The 22,992-nt window shown below is 65.1% G+C and carries 25 protein-coding genes; 7 read left to right on the top strand and 18 right to left on the bottom strand.

Features of this window, described 5'->3' with window-relative positions; translation table 11 throughout:
• Positions 1 to 13 precede the first annotated feature (13 nt).
• Genes ACIPK7_RS01550 through ACIPK7_RS01525 form a run of 6 tightly spaced genes read right to left on the bottom strand, consistent with a single transcriptional unit; the run spans position 14 to position 5,195 of the window.
• The gene (locus ACIPK7_RS01550; protein WP_192430450.1) at positions 14 to 667 is read right to left on the bottom strand and encodes an HAD family phosphatase; all 654 of its coding nucleotides are present in this window, start codon (positions 665 to 667) and stop codon (positions 14 to 16) included.
• Positions 667 to 1,662, bottom strand: a complete 996-nt coding sequence (locus tag ACIPK7_RS01545; RefSeq protein ID WP_401084701.1) for an ABC transporter ATP-binding protein — start codon at positions 1,660 to 1,662, stop codon at positions 667 to 669. Before ACIPK7_RS01545 ends, ACIPK7_RS01550 begins: the two co-directional genes overlap by 1 nt.
• Positions 1,659 to 2,447, bottom strand: coding sequence for an ABC transporter permease (locus ACIPK7_RS01540; protein ID WP_401084698.1), 789 nt, complete (start codon positions 2,445 to 2,447; stop codon positions 1,659 to 1,661). The genes ACIPK7_RS01545 and ACIPK7_RS01540 overlap by 4 nt, the downstream gene beginning before the upstream one ends.
• Positions 2,431 to 3,273 carry an ABC transporter permease gene (locus ACIPK7_RS01535; RefSeq protein WP_401084695.1) on the bottom strand — a complete coding sequence of 281 codons (843 nt, stop codon included), beginning with the start codon at positions 3,271 to 3,273 and terminating at the stop codon, positions 2,431 to 2,433. The genes ACIPK7_RS01540 and ACIPK7_RS01535 overlap by 17 nt, the downstream gene beginning before the upstream one ends.
• Positions 3,270 to 4,079, bottom strand: a complete 810-nt coding sequence (locus tag ACIPK7_RS01530) for an alkaline phosphatase family protein (RefSeq protein ID WP_401084692.1) — start codon at positions 4,077 to 4,079, stop codon at positions 3,270 to 3,272. Before ACIPK7_RS01530 ends, ACIPK7_RS01535 begins: the two co-directional genes overlap by 4 nt.
• 57 nt (positions 4,080 to 4,136) lie before the next feature.
• Entirely contained in the window at positions 4,137 to 5,195 is a 1,059-nt protein-coding gene (locus tag ACIPK7_RS01525; RefSeq protein ID WP_401084689.1) for an ABC transporter substrate-binding protein, read from the bottom strand.
• Positions 5,196 to 5,520: 325 nt separating this feature from the next.
• Between ACIPK7_RS01525 and ACIPK7_RS01520 the strand changes: the two genes are divergently transcribed.
• The gene (locus ACIPK7_RS01520; protein WP_401084686.1) at positions 5,521 to 6,237 is read left to right on the top strand and encodes a UTRA domain-containing protein; all 717 of its coding nucleotides are present in this window, start codon (positions 5,521 to 5,523) and stop codon (positions 6,235 to 6,237) included.
• Between the two features lie 53 nt (positions 6,238 to 6,290).
• On the opposite strand, the gene ACIPK7_RS01515 is transcribed toward ACIPK7_RS01520, so the two are convergent.
• The 5 genes from ACIPK7_RS01515 to minC form a co-directional block, all read right to left on the bottom strand.
• The gene (locus ACIPK7_RS01515; protein WP_192430443.1) at positions 6,291 to 7,580 is read right to left on the bottom strand and encodes a M18 family aminopeptidase; all 1,290 of its coding nucleotides are present in this window, start codon (positions 7,578 to 7,580) and stop codon (positions 6,291 to 6,293) included.
• A 114-nt stretch (positions 7,581 to 7,694) separates the two neighbouring features.
• Positions 7,695 to 8,330, bottom strand: a complete 636-nt coding sequence (locus tag ACIPK7_RS01510; protein ID WP_192430442.1) for an RluA family pseudouridine synthase — start codon at positions 8,328 to 8,330, stop codon at positions 7,695 to 7,697.
• A 77-nt stretch (positions 8,331 to 8,407) separates the two neighbouring features.
• The gene (gene minE, locus ACIPK7_RS01505) at positions 8,408 to 8,662 is read right to left on the bottom strand and encodes a cell division topological specificity factor MinE (RefSeq protein WP_015478210.1); all 255 of its coding nucleotides are present in this window, start codon (positions 8,660 to 8,662) and stop codon (positions 8,408 to 8,410) included.
• Positions 8,659 to 9,474: a septum site-determining protein MinD gene (gene minD, locus ACIPK7_RS01500; RefSeq protein WP_017522034.1), complete on the bottom strand. Its 816-nt coding sequence runs from the start codon at positions 9,472 to 9,474 to the stop codon at positions 8,659 to 8,661. The genes minE and minD overlap by 4 nt, the downstream gene beginning before the upstream one ends.
• Positions 9,475 to 9,535: 61 nt before the next feature.
• The gene (gene minC, locus ACIPK7_RS01495) at positions 9,536 to 10,483 is read right to left on the bottom strand and encodes a septum site-determining protein MinC (protein ID WP_192430441.1); all 948 of its coding nucleotides are present in this window, start codon (positions 10,481 to 10,483) and stop codon (positions 9,536 to 9,538) included.
• Between the two features lie 144 nt (positions 10,484 to 10,627).
• Between minC and ACIPK7_RS01490 the strand changes: the two genes are divergently transcribed.
• Together ACIPK7_RS01490 and ACIPK7_RS01485 are read left to right on the top strand one after the other, a co-directional pair.
• A complete protein-coding gene (locus tag ACIPK7_RS01490) occupies positions 10,628 to 11,560 on the top strand; it encodes a lipid A biosynthesis lauroyl acyltransferase (protein ID WP_401084680.1) in 933 nt (310 codons plus the stop codon).
• A gap of 73 nt (positions 11,561 to 11,633) precedes the next feature.
• Positions 11,634 to 12,803 carry a patatin-like phospholipase family protein gene (locus ACIPK7_RS01485; protein ID WP_401085563.1) on the top strand — a complete coding sequence of 390 codons (1,170 nt, stop codon included), beginning with the start codon at positions 11,634 to 11,636 and terminating at the stop codon, positions 12,801 to 12,803.
• 122 nt (positions 12,804 to 12,925) lie between these two features.
• Here ACIPK7_RS01485 and ACIPK7_RS01480 read toward each other — a convergent pair whose 3' ends face one another.
• The 5 genes from ACIPK7_RS01480 to ACIPK7_RS01460 form a co-directional block, all read right to left on the bottom strand.
• Positions 12,926 to 13,786: a pirin family protein gene (locus ACIPK7_RS01480; RefSeq protein WP_401084677.1), complete on the bottom strand. Its 861-nt coding sequence runs from the start codon at positions 13,784 to 13,786 to the stop codon at positions 12,926 to 12,928.
• A gap of 139 nt (positions 13,787 to 13,925) precedes the next feature.
• Positions 13,926 to 14,738: a VacJ family lipoprotein gene (locus ACIPK7_RS01475; protein WP_401084674.1), complete on the bottom strand. Its 813-nt coding sequence runs from the start codon at positions 14,736 to 14,738 to the stop codon at positions 13,926 to 13,928.
• A gap of 4 nt (positions 14,739 to 14,742) precedes the next feature.
• Positions 14,743 to 16,092 carry a serine/threonine protein kinase gene (locus ACIPK7_RS01470; protein ID WP_401084671.1) on the bottom strand — a complete coding sequence of 450 codons (1,350 nt, stop codon included), beginning with the start codon at positions 16,090 to 16,092 and terminating at the stop codon, positions 14,743 to 14,745.
• A gap of 85 nt (positions 16,093 to 16,177) precedes the next feature.
• Entirely contained in the window at positions 16,178 to 16,663 is a 486-nt protein-coding gene (locus tag ACIPK7_RS01465; protein ID WP_192430436.1) for a GNAT family N-acetyltransferase, read from the bottom strand.
• A 69-nt stretch (positions 16,664 to 16,732) separates the two neighbouring features.
• On the bottom strand, positions 16,733 to 17,299 hold the full coding sequence (locus ACIPK7_RS01460) for a hypothetical protein (RefSeq protein WP_192430435.1): 567 nt from the start codon (positions 17,297 to 17,299) through the stop codon (positions 16,733 to 16,735).
• A gap of 111 nt (positions 17,300 to 17,410) precedes the next feature.
• Between ACIPK7_RS01460 and ACIPK7_RS01455 the strand changes: the two genes are divergently transcribed.
• Complete coding sequence (locus tag ACIPK7_RS01455; protein ID WP_192430434.1) at positions 17,411 to 17,776, top strand: hypothetical protein; 366 nt, start codon at positions 17,411 to 17,413, stop codon at positions 17,774 to 17,776.
• A gap of 1 nt (position 17,777) precedes the next feature.
• Here ACIPK7_RS01455 and ACIPK7_RS01450 read toward each other — a convergent pair whose 3' ends face one another.
• Positions 17,778 to 19,337 (bottom strand): beta (1-6) glucans synthase, encoded by a 1,560-nt coding sequence (locus ACIPK7_RS01450; RefSeq protein WP_401084666.1) that lies wholly within the window; start codon positions 19,335 to 19,337, stop codon positions 17,778 to 17,780.
• A 74-nt stretch (positions 19,338 to 19,411) separates the two neighbouring features.
• Positions 19,412 to 19,633: a DUF2061 domain-containing protein gene (locus tag ACIPK7_RS01445; protein ID WP_192430432.1), complete on the bottom strand. Its 222-nt coding sequence runs from the start codon at positions 19,631 to 19,633 to the stop codon at positions 19,412 to 19,414.
• A gap of 283 nt (positions 19,634 to 19,916) precedes the next feature.
• Here ACIPK7_RS01445 and ACIPK7_RS01440 point away from each other — a divergent pair, with 283 nt between their 5' ends.
• From ACIPK7_RS01440 to ACIPK7_RS01430, 3 genes are all read left to right on the top strand, one after another.
• Positions 19,917 to 20,771: a glycine betaine ABC transporter substrate-binding protein gene (locus ACIPK7_RS01440; protein WP_401084663.1), complete on the top strand. Its 855-nt coding sequence runs from the start codon at positions 19,917 to 19,919 to the stop codon at positions 20,769 to 20,771.
• 212 nt (positions 20,772 to 20,983) lie between these two features.
• Positions 20,984 to 21,295 (top strand): DUF485 domain-containing protein, encoded by a 312-nt coding sequence (locus ACIPK7_RS01435; protein WP_024763446.1) that lies wholly within the window; start codon positions 20,984 to 20,986, stop codon positions 21,293 to 21,295.
• The gene (locus ACIPK7_RS01430) at positions 21,292 to 22,947 is read left to right on the top strand and encodes a cation acetate symporter (RefSeq protein ID WP_192430430.1); all 1,656 of its coding nucleotides are present in this window, start codon (positions 21,292 to 21,294) and stop codon (positions 22,945 to 22,947) included. Before ACIPK7_RS01435 ends, ACIPK7_RS01430 begins: the two co-directional genes overlap by 4 nt.
• Positions 22,948 to 22,992 lie beyond the last annotated feature (45 nt).

Raw genomic sequence — 22,992 nt, 5'->3', positions numbered from 1 at the left:
TCTGTGGAAGAAGTCACTTCCAGTTCAGCACGTCCCAGCCCATCTTCTGCGCGTGCTCCAGCAGCACCGGGTCGGCGTTTACCACGTGCGGCTTGCCCACCAGCTTGAGCAGCGGCAGGTCGTTGCGCGAGTCGGAGTAGAAATGTGCTTTGGCCAGCGGGCTGTCGTCGCCCTCCAGCAGGTCGAGCAGGCGCAGCACCTTGCCTTCGCGGTACGTCAGCACGCCCACGGTGCGGCCGGTGTAGTGGCCGTTGACGACTTCCAGGTCGATGGCCAGTACTTCGTCGATGCCGATGCGTTCGGCGATGGGCTGGACCAGATGCACGCCCGAGGCGGAGATCACCAGCGGACGGTCACCCGCCTCGCGGTGGCGGGCGAGGGTGGTGCAGGCGTCGGTGTGGATCAGCGGCTCGATCACGTCCTCGACGAAGGTTCCGACTTCACGCTCGATCTCGTCCACGCTGCGCCCGGCCATCGGCTCCAGGGCGAAGGCCATGTAGTCCTCCATGGGTAGCTTGCCCTGCGCGTACAGCGCCATCAGCTCGGCGTCGCGCTTGAGGAACGACTCCGCGTCGACCCAGCCGAGATCGGCCATGCGCTGGCTCCACAGGCTCGCGCAGTCGCCGTCGATCAGGGTGTCGTCGAGGTCGAATATCACCAGGGCCATCAGGCCACCTCCCGAATGCTTTCACTATCGATTTGCAGGCCGAGCTGGGTGCCGGCCGGGTACAGACGCTCGGCGCTGCGGTTGAGGACGTCCACGGTCAGCTCGATGCCACTGGCGTCGACCCGGTAGCGGATCACGTTGCCCAGCAGGCTGTGGGAGAGTACCTGAACCGGGATGCCTTCGCCGGGTTCCACGCTCAGGCGCAGGGATTCGGGGCGGATCGCCACCTGCTGGCGATAAGGACGGTCCAGCAGCTTCGTCGCCTGGGCGGCATCAAGCAGGTTGTAGTTGCCGATGAAGCCGGCGGCGAAGGCATTCTCCGGCGCGGTGTAGAGGGTTTCGGCGTCGCCACTCTGGACGATGCGCCCGGCGTTCATCAGCACGATGCGGTCGGACAGCGTCAGCGCTTCTTCCTGGTCGTGGGTGACGAACACCGTGGTCAGCTTAAGCTCCTGCTGGATGCGGCGGATCTGCTCGCGCAGGTGCTTGCGGATGCGCGCGTCCAGCGCCGACAGCGGCTCGTCGAGCAGCAGCAGGCGCGGGCGGGTGACCAGCGAACGGGCCAGGGCGACGCGCTGGCACTGGCCGCCGGACAGCTGGTGCGGATAGCGCGCCGCCAGCGGGCCGAGCTCGACCATCTCCAGCGCCTCGCGCACGCGCTGGGCGGACTCTGCAGCCGGCACCTTCTGCATGCGCAGGCCGAAGGCGACGTTCTGCTCCACGGTCATGTTGGGGAAGAGCGCGTAGCTCTGGAACACCATGGCGATCCCGCGCTTCTGCGGGCTTTTGGGCACGATGTCCTCGCCGTCCAGTAGGATGCGCCCACTGTCCACCGCAGTGAGGCCGGCGATGCATCGCAGCAGCGTGGACTTGCCGCAGCCGCTGGGGCCGAGGAGGGTGACGAACTCGCCGCGCTCGGCAGCGAAATCGATGTCCTGGAACACCGTGGTGGTGCCGTAGCTCTTGTTCAGTGTCTCGACGCTGAGGAAGCTCATGCCTTGTCCTTGCTTAAACGGTTGGCTGCCCAGGTGAGCAGCAGGACGAAGAGGAAGTAGGAAACCACTACCGCGCTGGTGTAGTGGCCGCTGCTGTTGCGCATGTTGTTGAGGAATACCTGCAGCGTTTCGTAGCGGGTGCCTACCAGCAGGTTGGCGAAGACGAACTCGCCGATGAGGAAGCTAAAGGACAGGAACAGGGCCACCATCAGGCCCTTGCGCAGGTTCGGCAGCACCACCAGCAGGGCGGCCTGCCAGGTGCTGGCGCCGAGCAAATGGGCGGCGTCCATCAGGTCGTGCAGGTTGATCGCCTGCAGGTTGTTGCTGATCGCCCGGTACATGAAGGGCAGGGCGATGGTGAAGTAGCAGCCGATCAGTATCCACGGTGTGCCGACGATGGGCACCGGGCCCGAGGCATAGAGTTGTAGCAGGCCGACCGACGACACCACCGGCGGCACCGCGAAGGGCAGCAGGATAAGCACGTTCATCAGCGCGTCCAGGCGCGGGAAGTAGTAGTGGATGACGAACATCAGTGGCAGCACCAGCATCACGCTCAGGATCAGCGCGCCGAAGCACACCAGCAGCGACTGGCCGAAGGCGATGAGGAAGCGTGAGTCGCTCCACAGGGTCAGAAACCACTTCAGGGTCAGTCCGTCCGGCAGCACGCTGGCGCTCCACGAGGTGGCCAGCGAGTAGAGCAGGGTGGCTACCAGCGGCACCAGCAGGATCAGGAACAGCGCGTAGACCACCACGCGGTGGTAAAGGGGGCTAGCGTTTCGCGACATGGTAGCTCCGGCGCAGCAGCCACTGGTGGGCCAGGGTAATGATGCTCATCAGGCCGACCAGCACCATCGCCAGCGCACTGGCCATGTTCGGGTCGAGGAATACGTCGCCCGAGACCAGCCCGGCGATGCGGATCGGCACCACGTTGAAGTTGCCGGTGGTCAGCGAGTAGACCGTGGCGTAGGCGCCCAGCGCGTTGGCCAGCAGGATGACGAAAGTGCCCAGCAGCGCCGGCGTCAGCACCGGGATGCCAATGTGCCGCCAGAAGGCCCACTGGCTGGCGCCCAGCAGCGCGGCGGACTCGCGCCAGTCCTCGCGCAGGGCGTCGAAGGCTGGGTAGAGCAGCATGACCCCCAGGGGAATCTGGAAGTAGGTGTAGAGGATGATCAGGCCGGTCTTCGAGTACAGGTTGAAGTCCTCGATGATCCCCGCCTGTTTCAGCAGCAGCGTGATCGCGCCGTTGAAGCCCAGGACGATGATGAAGGCGAAGGCCAGCGGCACCCCGGCGAAGTTGCTAGTCATGTTGGCGAAGGCCATTACGAAGTCGCGCAGCTTGCTGTCCACCTGGCGCAGCGAGTAGCTGCCGAGGATGGCGATGAACAGGCCGATCAGGCTCGACCACAGTGAGATTTCCAGGCTGTAGCGGATCGCCTGTCGGTAGAAGGGCGAGCCGAATATCTCGCTGAAATTGGCCAGGCCCCAGCCCTCGCCGGTGCGCACGCTGTTGATCATCACCCACAGTAATGGTGCGAGCTGGAAGGCGAAGAAGAACAGCGCGAAGGGCAGCAGGCAGAGCAGGGCGAAGAGTTTTCCGGTGTTCGATCTCATGCCTTGAGCAACTCCCTGCAGACCGGTTTGTCGTGGGCGGCGCCGAGAATCTCGCACAGCGTCCCGCAGAGTTCGACCTGACGCGGGCGCGCCTGGTCATCCAGGCTGAATGCATCGCCGAAGACGAACAGCGGCACTTCGCGCTCCTCAGGGAGGATGCCGCCGTGGCTGCGGTCGTCGTTCATGCCGTGATCGGCGGTGACCATTACTTGGTAACCGTCGGCCAGCCACTGGTGCAGGTACTCGGAGAGGATGATGTCGACGTGTCGCGCGCTGTTGCGGTACTGCGGCGTGCCCAGGCCGTGCTTGTGGCCGGCGTCGTCGATGTTCATCGGGTGCACCAGCAGGCAGTTGGGCGCGTGCCGGCGGCGCAGTGACTCGGCGTCGGTGAACAGGTGCGAGTCGGGGTAGTGGTCGGTCCAGTAGAAGTGGCCGTGCTGGATCGGCAGGGATTCGTCGTCGGTGTGACGGTCACGCGCCGGGTCGAAGGGCGTGCGGTTGTACAGCTCGCTGACCCAGTTGTACGCCGCCGCCGCGGTGGTCAGGCCGGCATCGCGGGCATAGTGGAACAGACTGCGCTGGTTGGACAGGCGTGATACGTCGTTGTGCAGGATGCCGCTGTCGATGGGTCGCACGCCGGTGAGGATGCATTCGTACAACGGGCGCGACAGCGAAGGCAGCTCGCATTCGAGCCGATAGAGCTGGCCGCGGCCAGCGTTGCTCAGAGCCTGCAGGTGGCCCATGCAGTCGTGGGCGACGCTGTAGTTGAGGCCGTCGAGGACGACCAGGATGACGTCGTGGCGCATGGGGCGGGGCCTTCGTGGGAACGCGGCCGCCCCGGTGCGAACCGGGGCGGCTGGGCGTCATTGCATGTTGATGATGACGTTTTCCTGCCACAGGCGCGGCAGACGCTTGGAAGTCTCTTCCCAGGCCTTGGGGTCCTTGATCGGCTGGGCCTTGGCGTACTGCTCGTTGGGCAGCAGCTTGGCCTTCACGTCATCGGGCAGGGTCAGGTGCTCGGCGCGGATCGGACGGGCGTTGCCCTTGGCCAGGTTGATCTGCCCGGCGTCGCTGAAGATGTATTCACGCGCCAGCTTGGCGGCGTTCGGGTTCTTCGCGTACTTGTTGATGATGGTGGTGTAGCCGGAGATCACCGAACCATCGGAGGGGATCAGCACCTCGAAGCGCGACGGGTCGATCTGATCGCGGTAGCTCAGGCCGTTGAAGTCCCAGACGATGCCGACTTCCACTTCACCCTTCTCCAGGGTGTTGATCACCGGGTTGGTCAGCGACAGGCGACCCTGCTTGGCCAACTGGGCGAAGAACTCCAGGCCCGGCTTGATGTTCTTCTCGTCACCGCCGTTGGCGATGCTCGCGGCCAGCACGCCGTTGACGGCCTGGGCAGCAGCGCTGACGTCACCGATGGTGACCTTGTACTTGCCCTTGAGCAGGTCGGCCCAGCTGCGCGGAACGTCCTTCACCAACTGCTTGTTGACGATGAAGGCGATAGTGCCGGTGTAGGCGAGCGCCCAGTGGCCGTCCTTGTCCTTGGCCCAGTCCGGGACCTGGTCCCAGGTGCTGGGTTTGTAGGGCTGGCTGACGTCCATCTGCAGGGCGATGGGGCCGAAGGCGGCGCCGACGTCGCCGATGTCGGCGCTGGCGTTTTCCTTTTCAGCCTTGAACTTGGCGAGCTCCTGGGCCGAGCTCATGTCGGTGTCCATGTGCTTCAAGCCGTACTTGCTTTCCAGGTCCTTCCAGGTGTCCTTCCAGTTCGCCCAGCTGTCGGGCATGCCCACGCTGTTGACCTGGCCTTCCTTGCGGGCGGCGGCTTCCAGCGATTGCAGATCGGCGGTGGCCGCCATGGCGAGGCCGCTGCCCAAGGCAATGGCCGATCCCAGCAGTGAAGCAAGCAAGCGTTTCATTCGGTGCTCCTTCGGTTCAGTGTTTTCAGGTTTGGTCTAGATCAGCAAGACGCAGGCCAATCTAAGCGGGGCGGATGACAGTTTGATGTAAACCCCAGGCGCGCTGACCCGGCCGCGCGCTGCCAGCGAGTCGTCGGGGAAAAGCGTAGACCATCGCCTATGCCTTGATCCGCCTGGTCTACGCTGGTGTCGTTAACTGGCATGGCGGCTGCTTGAAAAGGCGTTGTCACGGGACGGTCATCGGGCTTTCCTAGGATGACCGCACCCCGTCGGGTGAAAGAAATGCCCTGTTCTGGGGCTGGACTAGTCCAAAAGAGGGAAACGAATGCGCGATACGGCGCTACCCACGGTGACGGCGATCTGCCGCGCCCTGATCGAACAGATCGACAGCGGCCTGCTCAGCGCCGGCGGCAAGCTGCCGGCCGAACGCAAGCTCAGCGAGCTGTTCGACACCACGCGGATCACCCTGCGCGAGGCGCTGGGGCAACTGGAGGCCCAGGGGCTGATCTATCGCGAGGAGCGCCGCGGCTGGTTCGTTTCGCCGCCGCGCCTGTTGTACAACCCGCTGGTGCGCAGCCACTTCCACGCCATGGTGGAAGGGCAGGGGCGAGTGCCGGCGACCGAAGTGCTGTCGGCCCGGCAGGTACCGGCGAGTGCGGCGATCTGTGAGCTGCTGGAGCTGCCGGCGCTGTCCAGCGTCTACCAGATTCGCCGGCTGCGGCGGGTGGACGGGCGGTTGGTGCTCTACGTCGAGCACTACCTCAACCCGGCGTACTTCCCCGGCATCCTCGACAGCGACCTGACCTGCTCGCTCACTGAGCTTTACGCCAGCCGCTATGACATCCGTTACGGCCGCGTGCGCTTCGACATGGTGCCCACCGCCCTGCACGGTGAGGCAGCCAGCGTGCTGCGCGTCGCCGAGGGAAGCCCGGCGCTGCGCATCACCCGCATCAACGGCGACCAGCACGGCCGTATCATCGATTGCGACCTCGAGTTCTGGCGGCACGATGCCATCCACGTGAGCGTGGAAGTTCCGGACTGATTGCAGAAGCGGAGTGCTGGGAGAAAAACGCCCGGCTTGTGCCGGGCGTCGGGTCAGGGCAGGTCGGCGCTGTCGTAGAAGGCGCTGAGTACCTTGGCCAGGTAGTGCAGGTCCTGGCTGCCGGCCAGCTCGCGGATGGAGTGCATGGCAAAGGTCGGCAGGCCGATGTCGACGGTGCGCACGCCGATCTGGCTGGCGGTGATCGGGCCGATGGTGGACCCGCAGCCCATGTCGCTGCGGGTCACGAAGCTCTGCACTGGCACTTCGTTTTCCAGGCACAGGTGGCGGAAGAAGCCGGCGGTCTCGCTGTTGGTGGCGTAGCGCTGGTTGCTGTTGATCTTGATCACCGGGCCGCCGTTGAGCTTCGGGCCGTGGTTGCCGTCGTGCTTGTCGGCGTAGTTCGGGTGCACGCCGTGGGCGTTGTCGGCGGAAACCAGCAGCGAGCGCTGCACGGTGCGGGTGAACGCATCGCCCTCGGGCAGCAAGCGGCGCAGCACCTGCTCCAGAAACGGGCCGTCGGCGCCGCAGGCAGAGCAGGAACCCACTTCCTCGTGGTCGGTGCAGACCAGCACGCCGCTCTGCTCGTCGCTGCTGCTCAGCAGGGCCTGCAGGCCGGCGAAGCAGGACAGCAGGTTGTCCAGGCGGGCGCCGGCGATGAAGGCCTGATCGAGGCCGATCACGGCGGCGCGCTGGGTGTCGTAGAAGCTCAGCTCGTAGTCGAGGATGGCGTCGGCGGTGATGCCGTGCTCCAGTTGCAGCTGTTCGCCGAGCAGGTCGCGGAAGTCGCGGGTCTCGCCGGCGGCGACCTGGGCAAGGATCGGCGGCAGCTCGGTCTGCGCGTTGATCGACCAGCCCATGTTCGCTTCGCGGTTGAGGTGGATCGCCAGGTTCGGGATCACCGCGATGGGCGCCCTGAAATCGATCAGCTTGCTCTCGACCTTGCCGGCCAGGCGGAAGGTGACGCGGCCGGCCAGGGACAGGTCGCGGTCGAACCAGGGGGCGAACAGCGCGCCGCCATAGACTTCGACGCCCAGCTGCCAGTAGCCGTTGCGCACCAGCTCGGGGTTCGGCTTGACGCGCAGGCATGGGCTGTCGGTGTGCGCGCCGACCAGGCGCAGGCCGTTCTCCAGCAAGGGCGAAGTACCCAGCTTGAAGGCGATCAGCGAGGAGTCGTTGCGGGTGACGTAGTAGCGGCCACCGGCTTCGGTGCGCCAGGCGTCGCGCTCGTCCAGGCGCTGGTAGCCGGCCTCTTCAAGACGAAGGGCGAGGGCCTGAGTGGCGTGGAAAGGAGTGGGGGAGGCCGCGAGGAAATCGATCAGGCCCTGGTTGAGTTCTGTACGCATGGGTAACTCCGGACAGCGAATGGCCGGAAGTTTAACGTAAATGCACGAATCTGCGGCCTGGGACGGGGTGTCGGGTGTACAACCGTTTACGGTTGCACGCCGATCAGAGAGCGGTCAGAACGGCGCAGGCGACTCGAAGCGCAGGCGCTCGCCGGTCTGCGGATGGGTCAGCGCCAGCATGCTGGCGTGCAGGCACAGGCGGTCGCGCAGTTCCAGGGCTTCGCCTTCGGCATACAGGCGATCACCCAGCAGCGGGTGGCCGATGGTCAGCATGTGCACGCGCAGTTGGTGCGAGCGGCCAGTGATCGGCGTGAGCTCGACGCGGCTCCAGTTGCCGTGGCGCTCCATGACGCGCCAGAAGGTCAGCGCATGGCGGCCCTGTTCGAAGTCCACCACGTGACGCGGCTTGGTCGGCGGGTCGTAGCGCAGCGGTGCTTCGATGCGGCCGCTGTCCAGAGCAGGCTCGCCCCAGCACAGCGCGGTGTAGGCCTTCTCGGTCTCGCGGTCGTGGAACTGGCGGGACAGCTCGCGGTGGCTGTCGGCATCGCGGGCCAGCACGATCAGGCCGGAGGTTTCCCAGTCCAGGCGATGGACGATACGCGCTTCCGGGTAGCCGTTTTCCTGCAGGCGGGTGATCAGGCAGTCCTTGTTGTCGTCCGCGCGGCCGGGCACGGAGAGCAGCAGGGTGGGCTTGTTCACCACCAGCAGGGCGGCGTCCTCATGGACGAATTCGATCTGGGAAAGCGGCATGGAAACTCGTACGCGAAAGTAAGTAAGACAGAAACGACTGCGGCGGCCGAGGCCGCCGCAGGTTCACCCGGGCCGGATCAACGCTCCGGCAGGGTGATGTTGAGTTCCAGGATCGAACAGCTGCCCTGGTTGGCCAGCTCGACCTGGACTTGTTCCTGGTCGATGGGTACGTATTTGCGGATCACTTCCAGCAGGTCTTTCTGCAGCTGCGGGAGGTAGTCCGGTTGCGAACGGTTGCCGCGCTCATGGGCGACGATGATCTGGAGTCTTTCTTTCGCGATGGATGCGCTGTTTTGCGACTTCCGGCTGCGGAAGAAATCTAAAAGGCTCATTCACGTCCTCCGAACAGTCGTTGCAGGAATCCTTTCTTCTGCACGTCGAGGAAGCGGTGGGGCATTTCTTTGCCCAGCAGTCGCTCGACGGCGTCACTGTACGCCTGGCCGGCATCGCTTTCTTCGTCGAGGATGACCGGTACGCCCTGGTTGGATGCCTTGAGCACCGCCTGGGATTCCGGGATCACGCCGAGCAGACGGATGGCCAGGATTTCCTCGACGTCTTCGACGCCGAGCATTTCGCCCTTGGTGACGCGCTCGGGGTTGTAGCGGGTCAGCAGCAGGTGTTCCTTGATCGCGTCCTCGCCTTTCTCGGCGCGGGCGGATTTGCTGGCCAGCAGGCCGAGCATGCGGTCGGAGTCGCGGACCGAGGAAACTTCCGGGTTGGTCACGACGATCGCCTCATCGGCGTAGTACATGGCCAGGTGGGCACCTTTCTCGATGCCGGCCGGGGAGTCGCAGATCACGTAGTCGAAGGACTGCTTGAGTTCTTCGATGACCTTGCCGACGCCTTCCTGGGTGAGTGCGTCCTTGTCGCGGGTCTGGCTGGCGGCCAGCACGAACAGGTTCTCGAGGCGCTTGTCCTTGATCAGGGCCTGGGTGAGGGTCGCTTCGCCGTTGATGACGTTGACGAAGTCGTAGACCACGCGGCGTTCACAGCCCATGATCAGGTCGAGGTTACGCAGGCCTACGTCGAAGTCGACGATGACGGTCTTGTGGCCGCGCAGGGCCAGGCCGGTGCCGATGGCTGCGCTGGTGGTGGTTTTACCGACGCCACCCTTACCGGAAGTGACTACGAGGATCTTGGCCAAGGTGATTCACCCCAAAGAAAAAACGAAGAATTCTGGTCCCTGAAAGTCGCGGCAGTATCCGTTAAAGGCGGGTGATGTTCAACACGTCACCCGACAGGCTGACGTGCACCGCCTGCCCCCATTGCGGACTGCGTCGAAGGTCTTCGGCGACCTTGTAATTACCAGCGATGGACACGAGTTCCGCGGCCAGTTGCTGGCAGAAAATCCGCGCGCTGGTGTCGCCCTTGACACCGGCCAGGGCACGACCGCGCATCGGACCGTACACATGGATATTGCCGTCGGCGAGAAGTTCCGCACCGGGGCTGACGGGAGCGAGCACGATCAGGTCGCCGCCGGCGGCGTAGATCTGCACGCCGCCACGTACCGGGGTGGTCACCAGCTTGGTCGGACGGACGACCGGCGCCGGCGGTTCGGCAGGCTTTTCCACAGCAGCTTGCGCAGCGGCTTCCTGCGCTTCGACTGTTGCCTCGGCGGCAGCTTCGATCGGCTTCTCGGGTTTGGCTTCGGCGGGTTGCTCAGCCGGCTTCTCCACGGTTTTCTCGGCCTGCACTCCAGCGCCGGCTGCCTGCTCGACGACTTTCTCGGAGAGCTTCTCGCCACGCGGGCGCCGTACTGGCGCGGCGCCAGTCACTTGCGGGACGGTGTCCTTGGGCTCGACCGCGCGCTCGCGGGATGAACCCGACGGCGGCAGCACGGGGATGTCGAACATGGTGGCCAGGCGGATGTCTTCCTCGCGGCTGGCGCGAATGGCCAGGGTACGCAGGCCGTGGCGGCGGCAAATGTCCAGCACGCCTTGCAGGTCGAGCTGGCCTTCGCCGTCGGGCAGCTTGTCCAGCGCGAGCACCAGCGGGGTATCGCGGAAGAAGTTGGGCGCCTGGGCGACCTTGTCGGCGAGCTGGCGGTCCAGGCGCGGCAGGTCATTGTGGGCCAGTTCCAGAACGGTGACGGCCAGCATGCTGCCCTTGAGCTGGAATACGGGATCGTGGTCGAGAAGGTCAGCTTGGCTCATGGTCGGACTGCGTCATCAAAATGGTTGGACTTATAGCGGACCGCCCCGGCAGCCGCAAGCGTGGCGCATAGCCAGGGCGCAAGGCAGGCACGGCGCGCCCGCGCAAGGTAGAATGTCGGGCTTTGATCGTGACCGGAAAGTTCCATGGACCGCCCCACCTTTCGCCAAGAATTCCTCCATCCCCGCCACTGGCCGCTCTGGCTCGGCCTTGGCGTGCTGTGGCTGGTGGTGCAACTGCCGTACCCGGCACTGCTGGGCCTGGGGCGTGCACTGGGGGCGCTGATGTACCGCGTGGTGGGCAGCCGCCGGGCGATTGCCGCGCGCAACCTGGAGCTGTGCTTCCCGGAGCTCTCCGCCGCCGAGCGCAAGCGCCTGCTCAAGGAAAACTTCGCTTCGACCGGCATCGCCTTCTTCGAAATGGCCATGAGCTGGTGGTGGCCGCAGGCCCGTCTGGCGAAACTGGCCCATATCGAAGGCATCGAGCACCTGAAGAAGGCCGAGGCCGAAGGCAAGGGCGTGATCCTCATGGCCATGCACTTCACCACGCTGGAGATCGGTGCCGCGCTGCTGGGCCAGGTGCAGACCATCGATGGCATGTACCGCGAGCACGACAACCCTGTGTTCGATTTCGTCCAGCGTACCGGCCGCGAGCGGCATAATGCCGACGCCACCGCCATCGAGCGCGAGGATGTCCGCGCGATGCTCAAGGTGCTGCGCGCCGGCCGTGCCATCTGGTACGCGCCGGACCAGGACTACGGCGCCAAGCAGAGCCTGTTCGTGCCGCTGTTCGGCATCCAGGCGGCCACCGTTACCGCCACTACCAAGTTTGCCCGCCTGGGCCGCGCGCTGGTGCTGCCTTTTACCCAGTCGCGTCTGGCCGATGGCTCTGGCTACCGCCTGACCATCCACCCGCCGCTGGAAGACTTCCCCGGCGAGAGCGAAGAGGCCGACTGCATTCGTATCAACCAGTGGGTGGAGAGCGAGATTCGCCGCCAGCCCGAGCAGTACCTCTGGGCGCACCGCCGCTTCAAGAGCCGCCCCGAAGGCGAGCCGAAGCTTTACGACAAGAAGAAGTAGTGGGCTGGCGGGCTACGCTGGAATCGACGAGACAAGGACTTCTGCCGTGACCGACTCCGCCACTTCCCCCGCAATTCACCCAGGATCATCGGCCGTCACCGGCCTGATCCTCTCCGGCGGCGGCGCGCGGGCGGCCTATCAGGTCGGCGTGCTGGCTGCCATCGCCGAACTGCTGCCTGAGGGCGCGGAGAATCCCTTTCCGGTCATCGTCGGTACCTCCGCCGGTGCCATCAATGCTGTCGGGCTGGCGTGCGGGGCGATGTCCTTCACCGGCGCGGTAGAGCGCCTGACCAAGGTCTGGAAGGGCTTTCGCACCGGACAGGTATACCGCGCCGACTGGCCCGGTGTGTTCAGCCAGGCTTTCAAGTTCCTCGGCCACAGCCTGCTGGGTCTGGGCAAGCGCGAGCCGGTGGCGTTGTTGGATAGCACGCCGCTGCGCTATCTCCTCGAACGCGAGCTGGACCTCTCCGGCATTGCCGCCGCCGTGCGCCGGCGCAACCTGCGTGCGGTGGCGGTCACCGCGTTCGGCTACGAATCCGGCCAGGCGGTGACCTTTTATCAAGGGCGCGCGACCATCGATCCCTGGCTGCGCCACCGCCGCATCGGCGTGCCGACGCGGCTGCAGATCGAGCACCTGCTGGCCAGTTCGGCGATACCGCTGCTGTTCCGCCCGGTGAAGATTCTCCGTGAGTTCTTCGGCGACGGCGCCGTGCGTCAGCAGGCGCCGATCAGCCCGGCGCTGCACCTGGGCGCCAACCGGGTGCTGGTGATCGGTGTCAGCGGCAACCCCACGGTGGGCAGCGCCAACGAGCAGGTGGCGAACTACCGCACGGGACAGCCGCCGAGCCTGGCGCAGGTAGGCATCCACCTGTTGAACAGCACCTTCATCGACAGCCTTGAGGGCGATATCGAGCTGCTGCATCGCATCAACTTCCTCAGCTCACTGGTGCCAGAAGAAGCGCGCCGCGCGACGCTGGGACTGGCGCCGGTGGATGTCTTGCTGATTTCGCCGAGTCGTCCGCTGGACGAGATCGCCGCACAATACCGCCATGAACTGCCCAAGCCGCTGCGCCTGTTCCTGCGCGGGCCGGGGGCGACCAAGGCGAGCGGGGCCGGCGTGCTCAGCTACCTGCTGTTCGAGCCGGGCTACTGCAATGCGTTGATCGAGTTGGGGTATCGCGATGCGATGGAGAAGCGCACGGAAATCGCGCGCTTTCTGGGGATGGTGGACTGGTCGCTGTAGAGCGCAGGCTCCCGTCTATTTTCCCCGCGAAGTCCCGTTTTTTGCGCTTTCTCCCTCACCCCAGCCCTCAGGGTGAGGGCTGGGCCTGGCGCTGAAATACCACATAAGGGCCAGTGAGACGGTTAGACGGCAAACACACCATCGCGGTAATCGCGTAGGGCCTGCTCGATTTCCTCGCGGCTGTTCATCACGAACGGGCCGTACTGCACGATCGGCTCATTGAGCGGCTTGCCGGCCAGCAGCAGGACGCGGGCGCCCTTGTCGCTGGACAGCTGGATCTCGTCGCCCTGGCCGAGGCGCACCAGACGATTGGTAGCGACGGTCTCGTCACCGCGCTCGCCCGGCACCTTGAGCGATCCTTCGTAGACGTACAGCATCACCCGATGGCCCGCCGGAATGCGCGGAGCCACGGAGGTGCCCGCCGGCAGCACCAGGTCGTAGTAGTGCGGCTCGGTGCCCGGTCGTTGCACGGCACCCTCGGTGACGGTCTGGCCATCGACGAAGCGCCCGGCGATCACGGTCACGCCCACGCCTTGCGCGGTGGTCACGCGGGGCACGTCCTCGGGTTCGATGTCGCGGTAGCCGGCCGGGGACAGCTTGTCCTTCGCCGGCAGGTTCAGCCATAGCTGGAAGCCGCGCATGGCGCCTTCCACCTGCTCGGGCATCTCGCTGTGGATGATGCCGTGGGCCGCGGTCATCCACTGCACGCCGCCGGGCTTGAGCAGGCCGGTATTGCCCAGGTGGTCTTCGTGACGCATGCGCCCTTCGAGCATGTAGGTGACGGTCTCGAAGCCACGGTGCGGGTGGGCCGGGAAGCCGGCGATGTAGTCGTCGGGATTCTGCGTGTCGAACTGGTCGAGCATCAGGAACGGATCGAAGCGTTCGATGCCGGGGCCGCCGATCACGCGGGTCAGGCGCACGCCGGCGCCGTCGGAGGCCGGGTGGCCGATGTGCTGGTCGATCACGGTACGTAAACGGGTCATGGGGACCTCCTTGATCTGTGAATGGAGATCATCCTAGTCCCAATTGATGGATGAATGGTTGCGAGTTTTTTGGTCTAAATATCGATTAATTCGATTATTGCCCGGAAGAAAAACCGCCGCCCGAAGGCGGCGGTCCGGCTTACTCCTGGATCTGCAGGCGCCGGGCTTCGGTGTAGAAGTAGCGCAGCTTCTCGTACTCGAACGGCGTGTTCATCTGTCCGTAGCGGAAGCTGTTGCTGTAGCGCTTGTTGACGATCTCCAGCACCGGCAGCTCCCAGTAATCGCGGCTGAGCTCGGAGTAGTTCAGGTAATTCACTTCGCGGGCGGCGATGAAATCGGTGACCAGGCCGCCGGTGTCGCGCAGGTTGGACGGGCCGAGGATCGGCAGCATCAGGTACGGGCCGTCCGGTACGCCCCAGTAGCCCAGGGTCTGGCCGAAGTCTTCGCTGACCTTGGGCAGGCCCATGGCCGTGGCCGGGTCCCACAGGCCGCCGATGCCGAGGATGGTGTTGAACAGCAGTCGTGCGGTGCTGTTCGCCGCGCGCTCGGGCTTGAGCTGGGCGACGCTGTTGAGCAGGGTCGGCACCTCGCCCAGGTTGCTGAAGAAGTTGCTCACCCCGGTGCGCACGAAGCGCGGGGTGACGTACTCGTAGCCGTTCACCACGGGCAGGAACACCCACTCGTCGAAGCGGTAGTTGAAGTGGTAGACCCGGCGGTTCCACGACTCCCAGGGGTCATAGACGTTGAGGGCGTCGAAGGTGGCGCGCTCGAACTCGCGCTGGTCGAGGCCGGGGTTGAACTTCAGCGCGTCCAGGGGGTGCTTGAAGCCGTCCTCGTCCGGCGCCATGTCGAAGGCGGTGGAGATCGGCGTCTTTATGGGTTGCGGTGTCTCGGCCTGGGCGAGGCCGCAGGCCAGCAGCAGGGCGAGGGTCCAGGAATGGCGAAGTGGCATGGAGTCAGTTCCCTGTCTGCGCGGTGGCGATGCCGGCGGCCGTGGCATCGTGTCCCTTGAAGAAGTCGAGCATGTCCTGGGCGTTCACGCGGTAGTTGAGGTTGCCGCAGTGGCCGCCGCGAGGATAGAGCGTCAGGCGGTCGCCGAAGGTGCGGCGCAGGAAGCCGATGTCGCCGGGGCCGAGGATGACGTCGTCGGCGTTGTGCATGACGGCGATCTTCGGGCTCTCCTTGAGATAATCCTGGACGCCGTAAAGGCTGACCTGATCGACCAGCTGCGGCAGGCTGCCGCCGTCATACTTGGCGCGCCACAGCGGCATCAACTGGTCAGTCATGTAGCACTCGAAGTCGCACTGCATGGCGCGCTTGAAGAAGGGCGTCAGACTGGTGCCTTCGGTGATCGGGTACTTGGGCGGGGTGATCAGGCCGCGGCGGTTGATCAGGTCCGAAGTGAAGGCAATGTCGGCGGAGGAGAAGCGGAACACCGCGCCGATCAGCATGGCCATCTCCTCGTTGGAGAGGTGCTGCTTGGACTGTTGCAGGTCGAAGAGGAAGGCGTCGTTGAGGTCGACGTAGCCCTTCTGCTCGAAGTAGCGGGTCAGCTTGGCGAGCACCACCTGGTAGAAGGTGTTGGTGTCGTTGATGCCCTTGACGTGGGTCTGCACCAGCTTGTCGAGGTTGCTCACCGAGGTATAGAGGTTCACCGGCGGGTTGAGCAGCAGCACGCGCTTGAAGTTGAAGCTGCGGCGGGTTTCGTCGAGCTTGCTGACGAAGGCCGCGTGCAGCGCGCCGAGGCTGTAGCCGGTCAGGTAGTAGTCGCTGACGGGCAGGTCCGGATGCTGCGCGCGCACGGCCTGCATGACCCGGTACAGGTCATCGGCGTCGTCCGGCGTGTAGCCGGGCGTGGCGACGCGGGAGGCGCCGACCATGAAGTCCCAACTGGTCGGCGAGGACAGTTGCACCACATGGTAGCCGGCGTTGTAGAACAGGCGCTTGAGGTACTCGGGCGTGGTGCTGGAGTAGTTGGCGCCAGTGCCGGCGATGATGAACACCAGCGGCGCTTCGTGGTCCTGCCAGGCAAGCCGGTAGTGCAGCTTCTTCACCGGCCAGAAGTTGCTTGGCAGCTCGTACTCGCGCTCCGGGCGCAGCTTGAGGGCGTAGTCCGACTGGCGGATGTCGTCATCCGTCGGCAGCTGCGGGCGCAGCTCCGGCGGGGTGGTGGCGATGGTCGCCTCGAACGGGTTGAGCAGTGGATAGCCGTAGCTGGCCTGATCCACATCGCGGGCGAAAGCGGGCCCGGCAAGTCCCAGTGCGAGGCCGCCGATCAGGGCGGCCACGCGGCGAAGAAATGTCATGGTTCGGAGTCCTTTCAAGAGGAGGCCAACTCTAAGGTGACCGCGCATTAAGACCAGCACATTTCCTACAAGTGCGATGTGCGTTTCAGCCCTTGCGCGCCAGGTCATGCAGGGCGTCGCCGGTTAGACGATAGACGGTCCATTCGTCCTGTGGGCGCGCACCCAGGCTGCGGTAGAAACCGAGCGCCGGTTCGTTCCAGTCCAGTACCGACCATTCCAGGCGTCCGCAGTCGCGCTCCACTGTCAGCCGCGCCAGTTCGGTCAACAGCGCCTTGCCCAGTCCGGCGCCGCGCGCGGCGGGGCGCACGTAGAGGTCTTCGAGGTAGATGCCCGGCTGGCTCAGCCAGGTGGAGTAGTTGTGGAAGAACAGCGCGAAGCCCTGGGGCTCGCCGTCCACTTCGCCGATCAGCACCTCGGCATAGGGGCGCGGGCCGAACAGGTGATCGTGCATGCGCTGGGCATCGGCCTTTACTTCGTGGACCAGCTTTTCGTAGTCGGCCAGTTCACGTATCAACGCGAGGATCAGCGGGATGTCGTCGGGGGCGGCAGGGCGCAGGGTGACGCGGGGCATGGGAAAGTCCTTGTGCTGCGAATGTTCAGGAGCATGCCCAATGCCCCGAGCTGCTGGCAACAGGGCGCTTCAATAGCGTTCCAGGCTCTCCAGCCAGACCAGCTCGCAGGCGCCGGCGCCGGTATCCTCGCGGCTCAGCGAGCTGACCCAGCGCCAGCCGTCGTCGCCTTCCACGCGCACCAGCTTGCCGGACAGGCGCACATGCTCCCCGGCACTGATCTGGGCCAGGGTGCGCGCCACGCCGTCATTGGCGGGGATCATGTGCATGTTGGCGGCGTGGGTTTCCAGCTCGCGGCGGGGAATCGGCAGCTTGTCGGCGTGCCAGTAGAACCAGCGGTTGCCCTGACTGATGCGGATATCGGCGAGCACGCGCGGATCATCCATCGGCCCCCAGCCCAAGGCGAGGTCGGTGGGCGACAGTTCGGCCTCGCGGCCCAGGCGGTAATCCTCGCGGCTGAGTACGCGAGCTTCGATGCTGAAGTCCTGCAATGGATAGATGGAATAGCGCTCGACGCGGAAGCCGCCGCCGGACAGGGCCTGGCTTTGCTGTTGCGGTGCCAGGGGGCGCTCGGTCGGCCACAGCCACCAGAAGCTGGTGGCCACGCAGACCAACAGGAACAGGGTCGATCGCTTCATCGAGGGCTCCGTGGGTGAGGGAAGTTTAGGCAGGGTTAGGCCCCTCTTGCATCGGCCCCGGCGCTGGTTATGCTGGGCGCCGATTTCCCTGCCTCCCGGAGTAGTGGCGCCATGCCCCGACGTTTGCCCCTGATCCTCCTGCTGCTCGCCCTGGCGCTCTGGCTGGCCGCCAGTTATGGCTTGCGTTTCGGGCTGATGGAGGACAGTCGCTGGGTTGGCATCTGCGCCGACGAAGCGACGCGCTGGGAGTGCGGCGCGCGTTCGCAACTGGGCTGGGCGATACACTTCGGCGTGTTCGGCAAGCTGGCGCTGGGGCTTTCGCTGCTGGCCTTCTTCGTGCCGCGTCGGGCTGGCTGGTGGCTGGCTGTGCTGGCCATGCTGGTCACGCTGCCCGCGCTGGTGCTCTACAACGCCGGGCTCGCGGTTTTCGCCGTGGTGCTGGCCGGGCTGCGCCTGGTGCGCGCGCCGACCCGCTGAGTCAGGCCTTTGGCTGTGCCGGGTGTAGCCCGCGCAACAGCGCACCCAGCAGTAGCAGGCTCACCGCCGCCCACCCCAGGGCCTGAAGATTGCGCAGGCCTTCCAGTGCCAGCTGTGCGGGAATCCCGACGGCGATGATCAGTGCCAGCAGCAGCGCTTCGCGGCGCGGCGCTTCGACCGGTCGGCACAGGTAGACCAGCGCCGGGAACAGCAAGGCCGCGCTGGGGAAGCTGCGGTATCGCGCATCGAAGACCATCCCGAGCATCAGCACCGCGCCGGCGAAACCGGCCGCCGCCAGCCACAGGCCGGCGCGGCGTTGCAGGGCGTCGAACGCCCGTGCGCGCCAGCCCACGCGGGCCGACAACGCCAGGCTGATGTGCAGCAATACCAGCAGGTTGAGGCCCGTCAGCGCCGCGGCCCAGAGCCATTCGCCCCAGAAGCGGCTGGTGATCACCGACAGCTCCAGCCACAGGCCGATGCAGCCGGCACCCAGCGCGCCGGCCAGTGGCAGCAGGAAAGCACTGCGCGCAGAGGCCGGGCGGCCGCCCACCAGCAGGGCTCCGAGCAGGATCACGGCGCAAAGCCCCAGCCATTGCGGCCAGCCCGGCAGGTTGCTGACCGGCCCGGCGAGCACGCCTTTCTCTTCGCGGTCGGCGCTGAACAGGCCCCAGTAACCGCCCACCGCGCCTTCGCTCTGGCGCTTCCAGGGCTGGTCGAAGGCTTCGATCAGGTTGTAGTGCCAGCCTTTCTCTTCGGCCATGTGCACGAAGCCGCGGATGAAGCGCGCCTCGTTGACCCGGCTGGGCAGGGCGGTCTCGCGCTGGCGGCCTTCGCTGGGCCAGCCGGTCTCGCCGATGAGGATGTCCTTGGGGGCGAACTCGCGGCCGAAGTCCTCGCGGATCTTCGCGACGTGGGCGAGGGCGTCGTCGATGCCACTGGGGTTGTCTTCCCAGTAGGGCAGCAGGTGGATGGTGACGAAGTCCACCGCCGGGGCGATTTCCGGGTGCTGGTGCCAGAACTCCCAGACATCGGCGTAGGTCACCGGCTGGCGCACCTGGGCTTTTACCTTGTGGATAAGTCCGGCGAGGTAGCGCCCGGTAACCTCCTTGCGCAGCAGGGTCTCGTTGCCGACGATTACCGCCTGCACCACGTCCGGATACTGGTTGGCGGCCTTGATCAGCGCTTCGACTTCACGCTCGGTATCTGCCGGGTTGCCGTTGACCCAGGCACCGAGCATCAGCTTCAACCCGTGCTTGCGGGCCAACGCCGGAATGCCTTCCAGGCCGGTCATGGAATAGGTGCGCACGCAGTCGAAGCGCGTCGCCAGCAGGGCCAGGTCGGCGTCCATCTGCTCCGGGCGCAACACGAAAGGTTGGTCGAAGGGCGACTGGTCCTTGGCGAACGGGCTGTAGGACGCGCACTGCAGCTTGTGCGTGGGTGTGGCCGCGTCGGGCAGGACCACCGGTTTGCCCAGTCCGTACCAGAGCCCGCAGAGGGCGATCAGGGCAAGCAGCAGGGCGAGGCAGTAGGGAAGGACTGGAAAGCGCGAGGACTGTGGCATGAGGGCACGCGAACCGTGGCGAGGCGCGCATCTTAGCAACGCCATCGGCCGCCGTCAGTGCCCACGCGGGGCACTCAGGCGTGGCGGTGAACCCAGTTGTGCGTCGGGACCGATTTGCCTGCGGCGTTTCCCTCGATGCGCTTCCAGAACTTCTCGTGGAAGTGGAACCCGACCGCGTTGCACAGCGGCTCGACCACCGCGACCAGGCCGCCCACGGTGATGCTGCCGGTCAGCGCGTAGGCGACGCTGAAAGCGATCATGAAGTGCATCAGGGTGAAGGTGACGGTCTTGAGCATGGTGGTGCTCCTCCAGTCGAGAATGATTCTCCGTTGCGGGAAGACTATCGCGCGGCAGCCGTCGCGGGTAATCGAGCTTCTGTATGAAGGCGATAGGCCGTCACGTCCGTCGTGGTTGGATTGGCGCGGTCGTGGATGGACGGGTTCTGTCGCGGATCGGACCGTTTGGCGTCGCTCTCAGAGCAGTTCGCCATCAGGGTGCGCCGATCATGAAGGGGCGGCCAAGACCGCGAAATGCGTCGGGTTCGCCCAGGCGCGCCGATAAAATCACGGGGAGAAAACCATGCAAATGATGCGACGCCTGTTGGGCCTGGGCGCAGGGCTGATGCTGTCGGCGGCTGCCGGGCTGGCCGGTGCGGCGGCCAAGCCGGAAATCACCATCGGATATGTGGACGGCTGGTCGGATAGCGTGGCAACCACGCACGTCGCCGCCGAGATCATGCGCGAGAAGCTCGGCTACCAGGTCAAGCTGATGCCCGTCGCCGCCGGGATCATGTGGCAGGGTGTGGCGCGCGGCAAGCTCGACGCCATGCTCTCGGCCTGGCTGCCGGTCACCCACGGTGCCTACTACGACAAGATGAAGGACAAGGTGGTCAACCTGGGCGTGAACTACCCGGGCGCGAAGATCGGCCTGATCGTCCCGGAGTACGTGAAAGCCAACAGCATCGAAGACCTCAAGGCGCAGAAGGCTGATTTCGACGGCCGCATCGTCGGCATCGACGCCGGCGCCGGGGTGATGCTCAAGACCGACCAGGCGATCAAGGACTACGGCCTGGACTACAAGCTGGTGGCCAGTTCCGGCAGCGGCATGATCGCCGAGCTGACCCGCGCGGAGAACGACAAGAAGGCCATCGCCGTCACCGGCTGGATTCCGCACTGGATGTTTGCCAAGTGGAAACTGAAGTTCCTCGAAGACCCGAAAAAGGTCTACGGCGAAGAGGAACACGTCGACAGCGTGGCCAACCCGGCGCTGGAGAAGAAGGCACCGGAAGTCTGGGCCTTCCTGAAGAAATTCCAGTGGAAGGACGGCCAGGAAATCGGCGAAGTCATGCTCGCCGTACAGAACGGCGAGAAGCCGGAAGTGGCCGCCAAGAAATGGGTCGAGGCGCACCCGGATCGCGTGAAGGGATGGCTGTAAGCAGCTAGATCGAACTGACACGCGCCACAGAATAATCCCTCGCGGACCTCCCGGTTCGCGGGGGATTTTTTTATTTCACAGCGTCTATTCCGGGCTTCTCCGCGAAGTCTGACTGAGCGCTACGACTAAAGTCGTCTGGAGCCCTTGCAGCGCTCAAATAAATTAGGGATCGACGACATCCGCGTCATCCCCGCTGTGAGGACAAGAACAAAATGAACGACAGCATCTACCAGCGGATTGATACCAATCCGCGCTTCAAAGAGTTGGTGGCCAAGCGCGAGCGATTCGCCTGGCTGCTCTCCCTGATCATGTTGGGCCTGTACGTGGTCTTCATCCTGCTCATCGCCTTCCAGCCGCAGTTGCTCGGCGCGAAGATCAGTGCCGATTCGTCCGTCACTTGGGGCATCCCCATGGGCGTCGGGCTGATCCTCTCGGCCTTCGTGCTGACCGGCATCTACGTGCGCCGGGCGAACGGTGAATTCGACCGCCTGAACCAGGAAATCCTCAAGGAGGCCCAGCAATGAAAGGCCGAATTTCTGCGGCCCTCGCTTTGGCCGTATTTGCCCCCGCACTCTGGGCTGACGCCCTCACTGGCGAGGTGCAGCGCCAGCCGCTGAATATCTCCGCCATCGTCATGTTCGTCGCCTTCGTCGGCCTGACCCTGTGCATCACCTATTGGGCCTCCAAGCGCAGCAAATCCGCCGCTGACTTCTACACCGCCGGCGGCAGCATCACCGGTTTCCAGAACGGTTTGGCAATCGCCGGCGACTACATGTCCGCCGCGTCCTTCCTGGGCATTTCCGCGCTGGTGTTCACCTCCGGCTACGACGGCCTGATCTACTCCATCGGCTTCCTCGTCGGCTGGCCGATCATCCTCTTCCTGATTGCCGAACGCCTGCGCAACCTGGGCAAGTACACCTTCGCCGACGTGGCGTCCTACCGCCTCAAGCAGAAGGATATCCGCACCCTGTCCGCCTGCGGTTCGCTGGTGGTGGTGGCCTTCTACCTGATCGCGCAGATGGTCGGCGCCGGCAAGCTGATCGAGCTGCTGTTCGGCCTGAACTACCACGTCGCGGTCGTGCTGGTCGGCATCCTGATGGTGCTCTACGTGCTGTTCGGCGGCATGCTCGCCACAACCTGGGTCCAGATCATCAAGGCCGTGCTGCTGCTCTCGGGCGCCACCTTCATGGCGATCATGGTGCTCAAGCACGTCAACTTCGACATCAGCACCCTGTTCTCCGAAGCCATCAAGGTTCACCCCAAAGGCGAGGCCATCATGAGCCCCGGCGGCCTGGTGAAAGACCCGATCTCCGCGTTCTCCCTGGGCTTCGCGCTGATGTTCGGCACCGCCGGCCTGCCGCACATCCTGATGCGCTTCTTCACCGTCAGTGACGCCAAGGAAGCCCGCAAGTCGGTATTCTTCGCCACTGGCTTCATCGGCTACTTCTACATCCTGACCTTCATCATCGGCTTCGGCGCGATCCTGCTGGTCAGCACCAACCCGGACTTCAAGGACGCCACCGGCGCCCTCCTGGGCGGCAACAACATGGCGGCCGTGCACCTGGCCGACGCCGTGGGCGGCAGCCTGTTCCTGGGCTTCATCTCCGCCGTGGCCTTCGCCACCATCCTGGCGGTGGTTGCCGGCCTCACCCTGGCCGGTGCCTCGGCCGTGTCCCACGACCTGTACGCCAGCGTGCTGAAGGGCGGCAAGGCCAACGAGAAGGATGAACTGCGCGTCTCGAAGATCACCACCGTGTGCCTGGGCGTCGTCGCGATCGTGCTCGGCATCCTGTTCGAGAAGCAGAACATCGCCTTCATGGTCGGCCTGGCCTTCTCCATTGCCGCCAGTTGCAACTTCCCGGTGCTGCTGCTCTCCATGTACTGGAAGAAGCTGACCACCCGTGGCGCCAAGATCGGCGGCTGGCTCGGACTGATCACCGCGGTGACCCTGATGATCCTCGGCCCGACTATCTGGGTACAGATCCTCGGCCACGAGAAAGCCATCTACCCGTACGAGTACCCGGCGCTGTTCTCCATGGCCGTGGCCTTCATCGGTATCTGGTTCTTCTCCATCACCGACAAGTCGACCGCTGCCGACGAGGAGCGCGCGCGCTTCTTCCCGCAGTTCATCCGTTCGCAGACCGGCCTGGGGGCCAGTGGCGCAGCCGCCCACTGATAGCCTGAGCTAACCTGCCGGGGCCGGGGGTGGAAACACCTCCGG

Origin of the sequence: Pseudomonas sp. NPDC086581, assembly GCF_044746165.1 — a bacterium.
Classification (GTDB): Bacteria; Pseudomonadota; Gammaproteobacteria; order Pseudomonadales; family Pseudomonadaceae; genus Pseudomonas.
The sequence above is the reverse complement of the archived record's forward strand: the minus strand, read 5'-3'. Positions and strand labels throughout refer to the sequence as shown.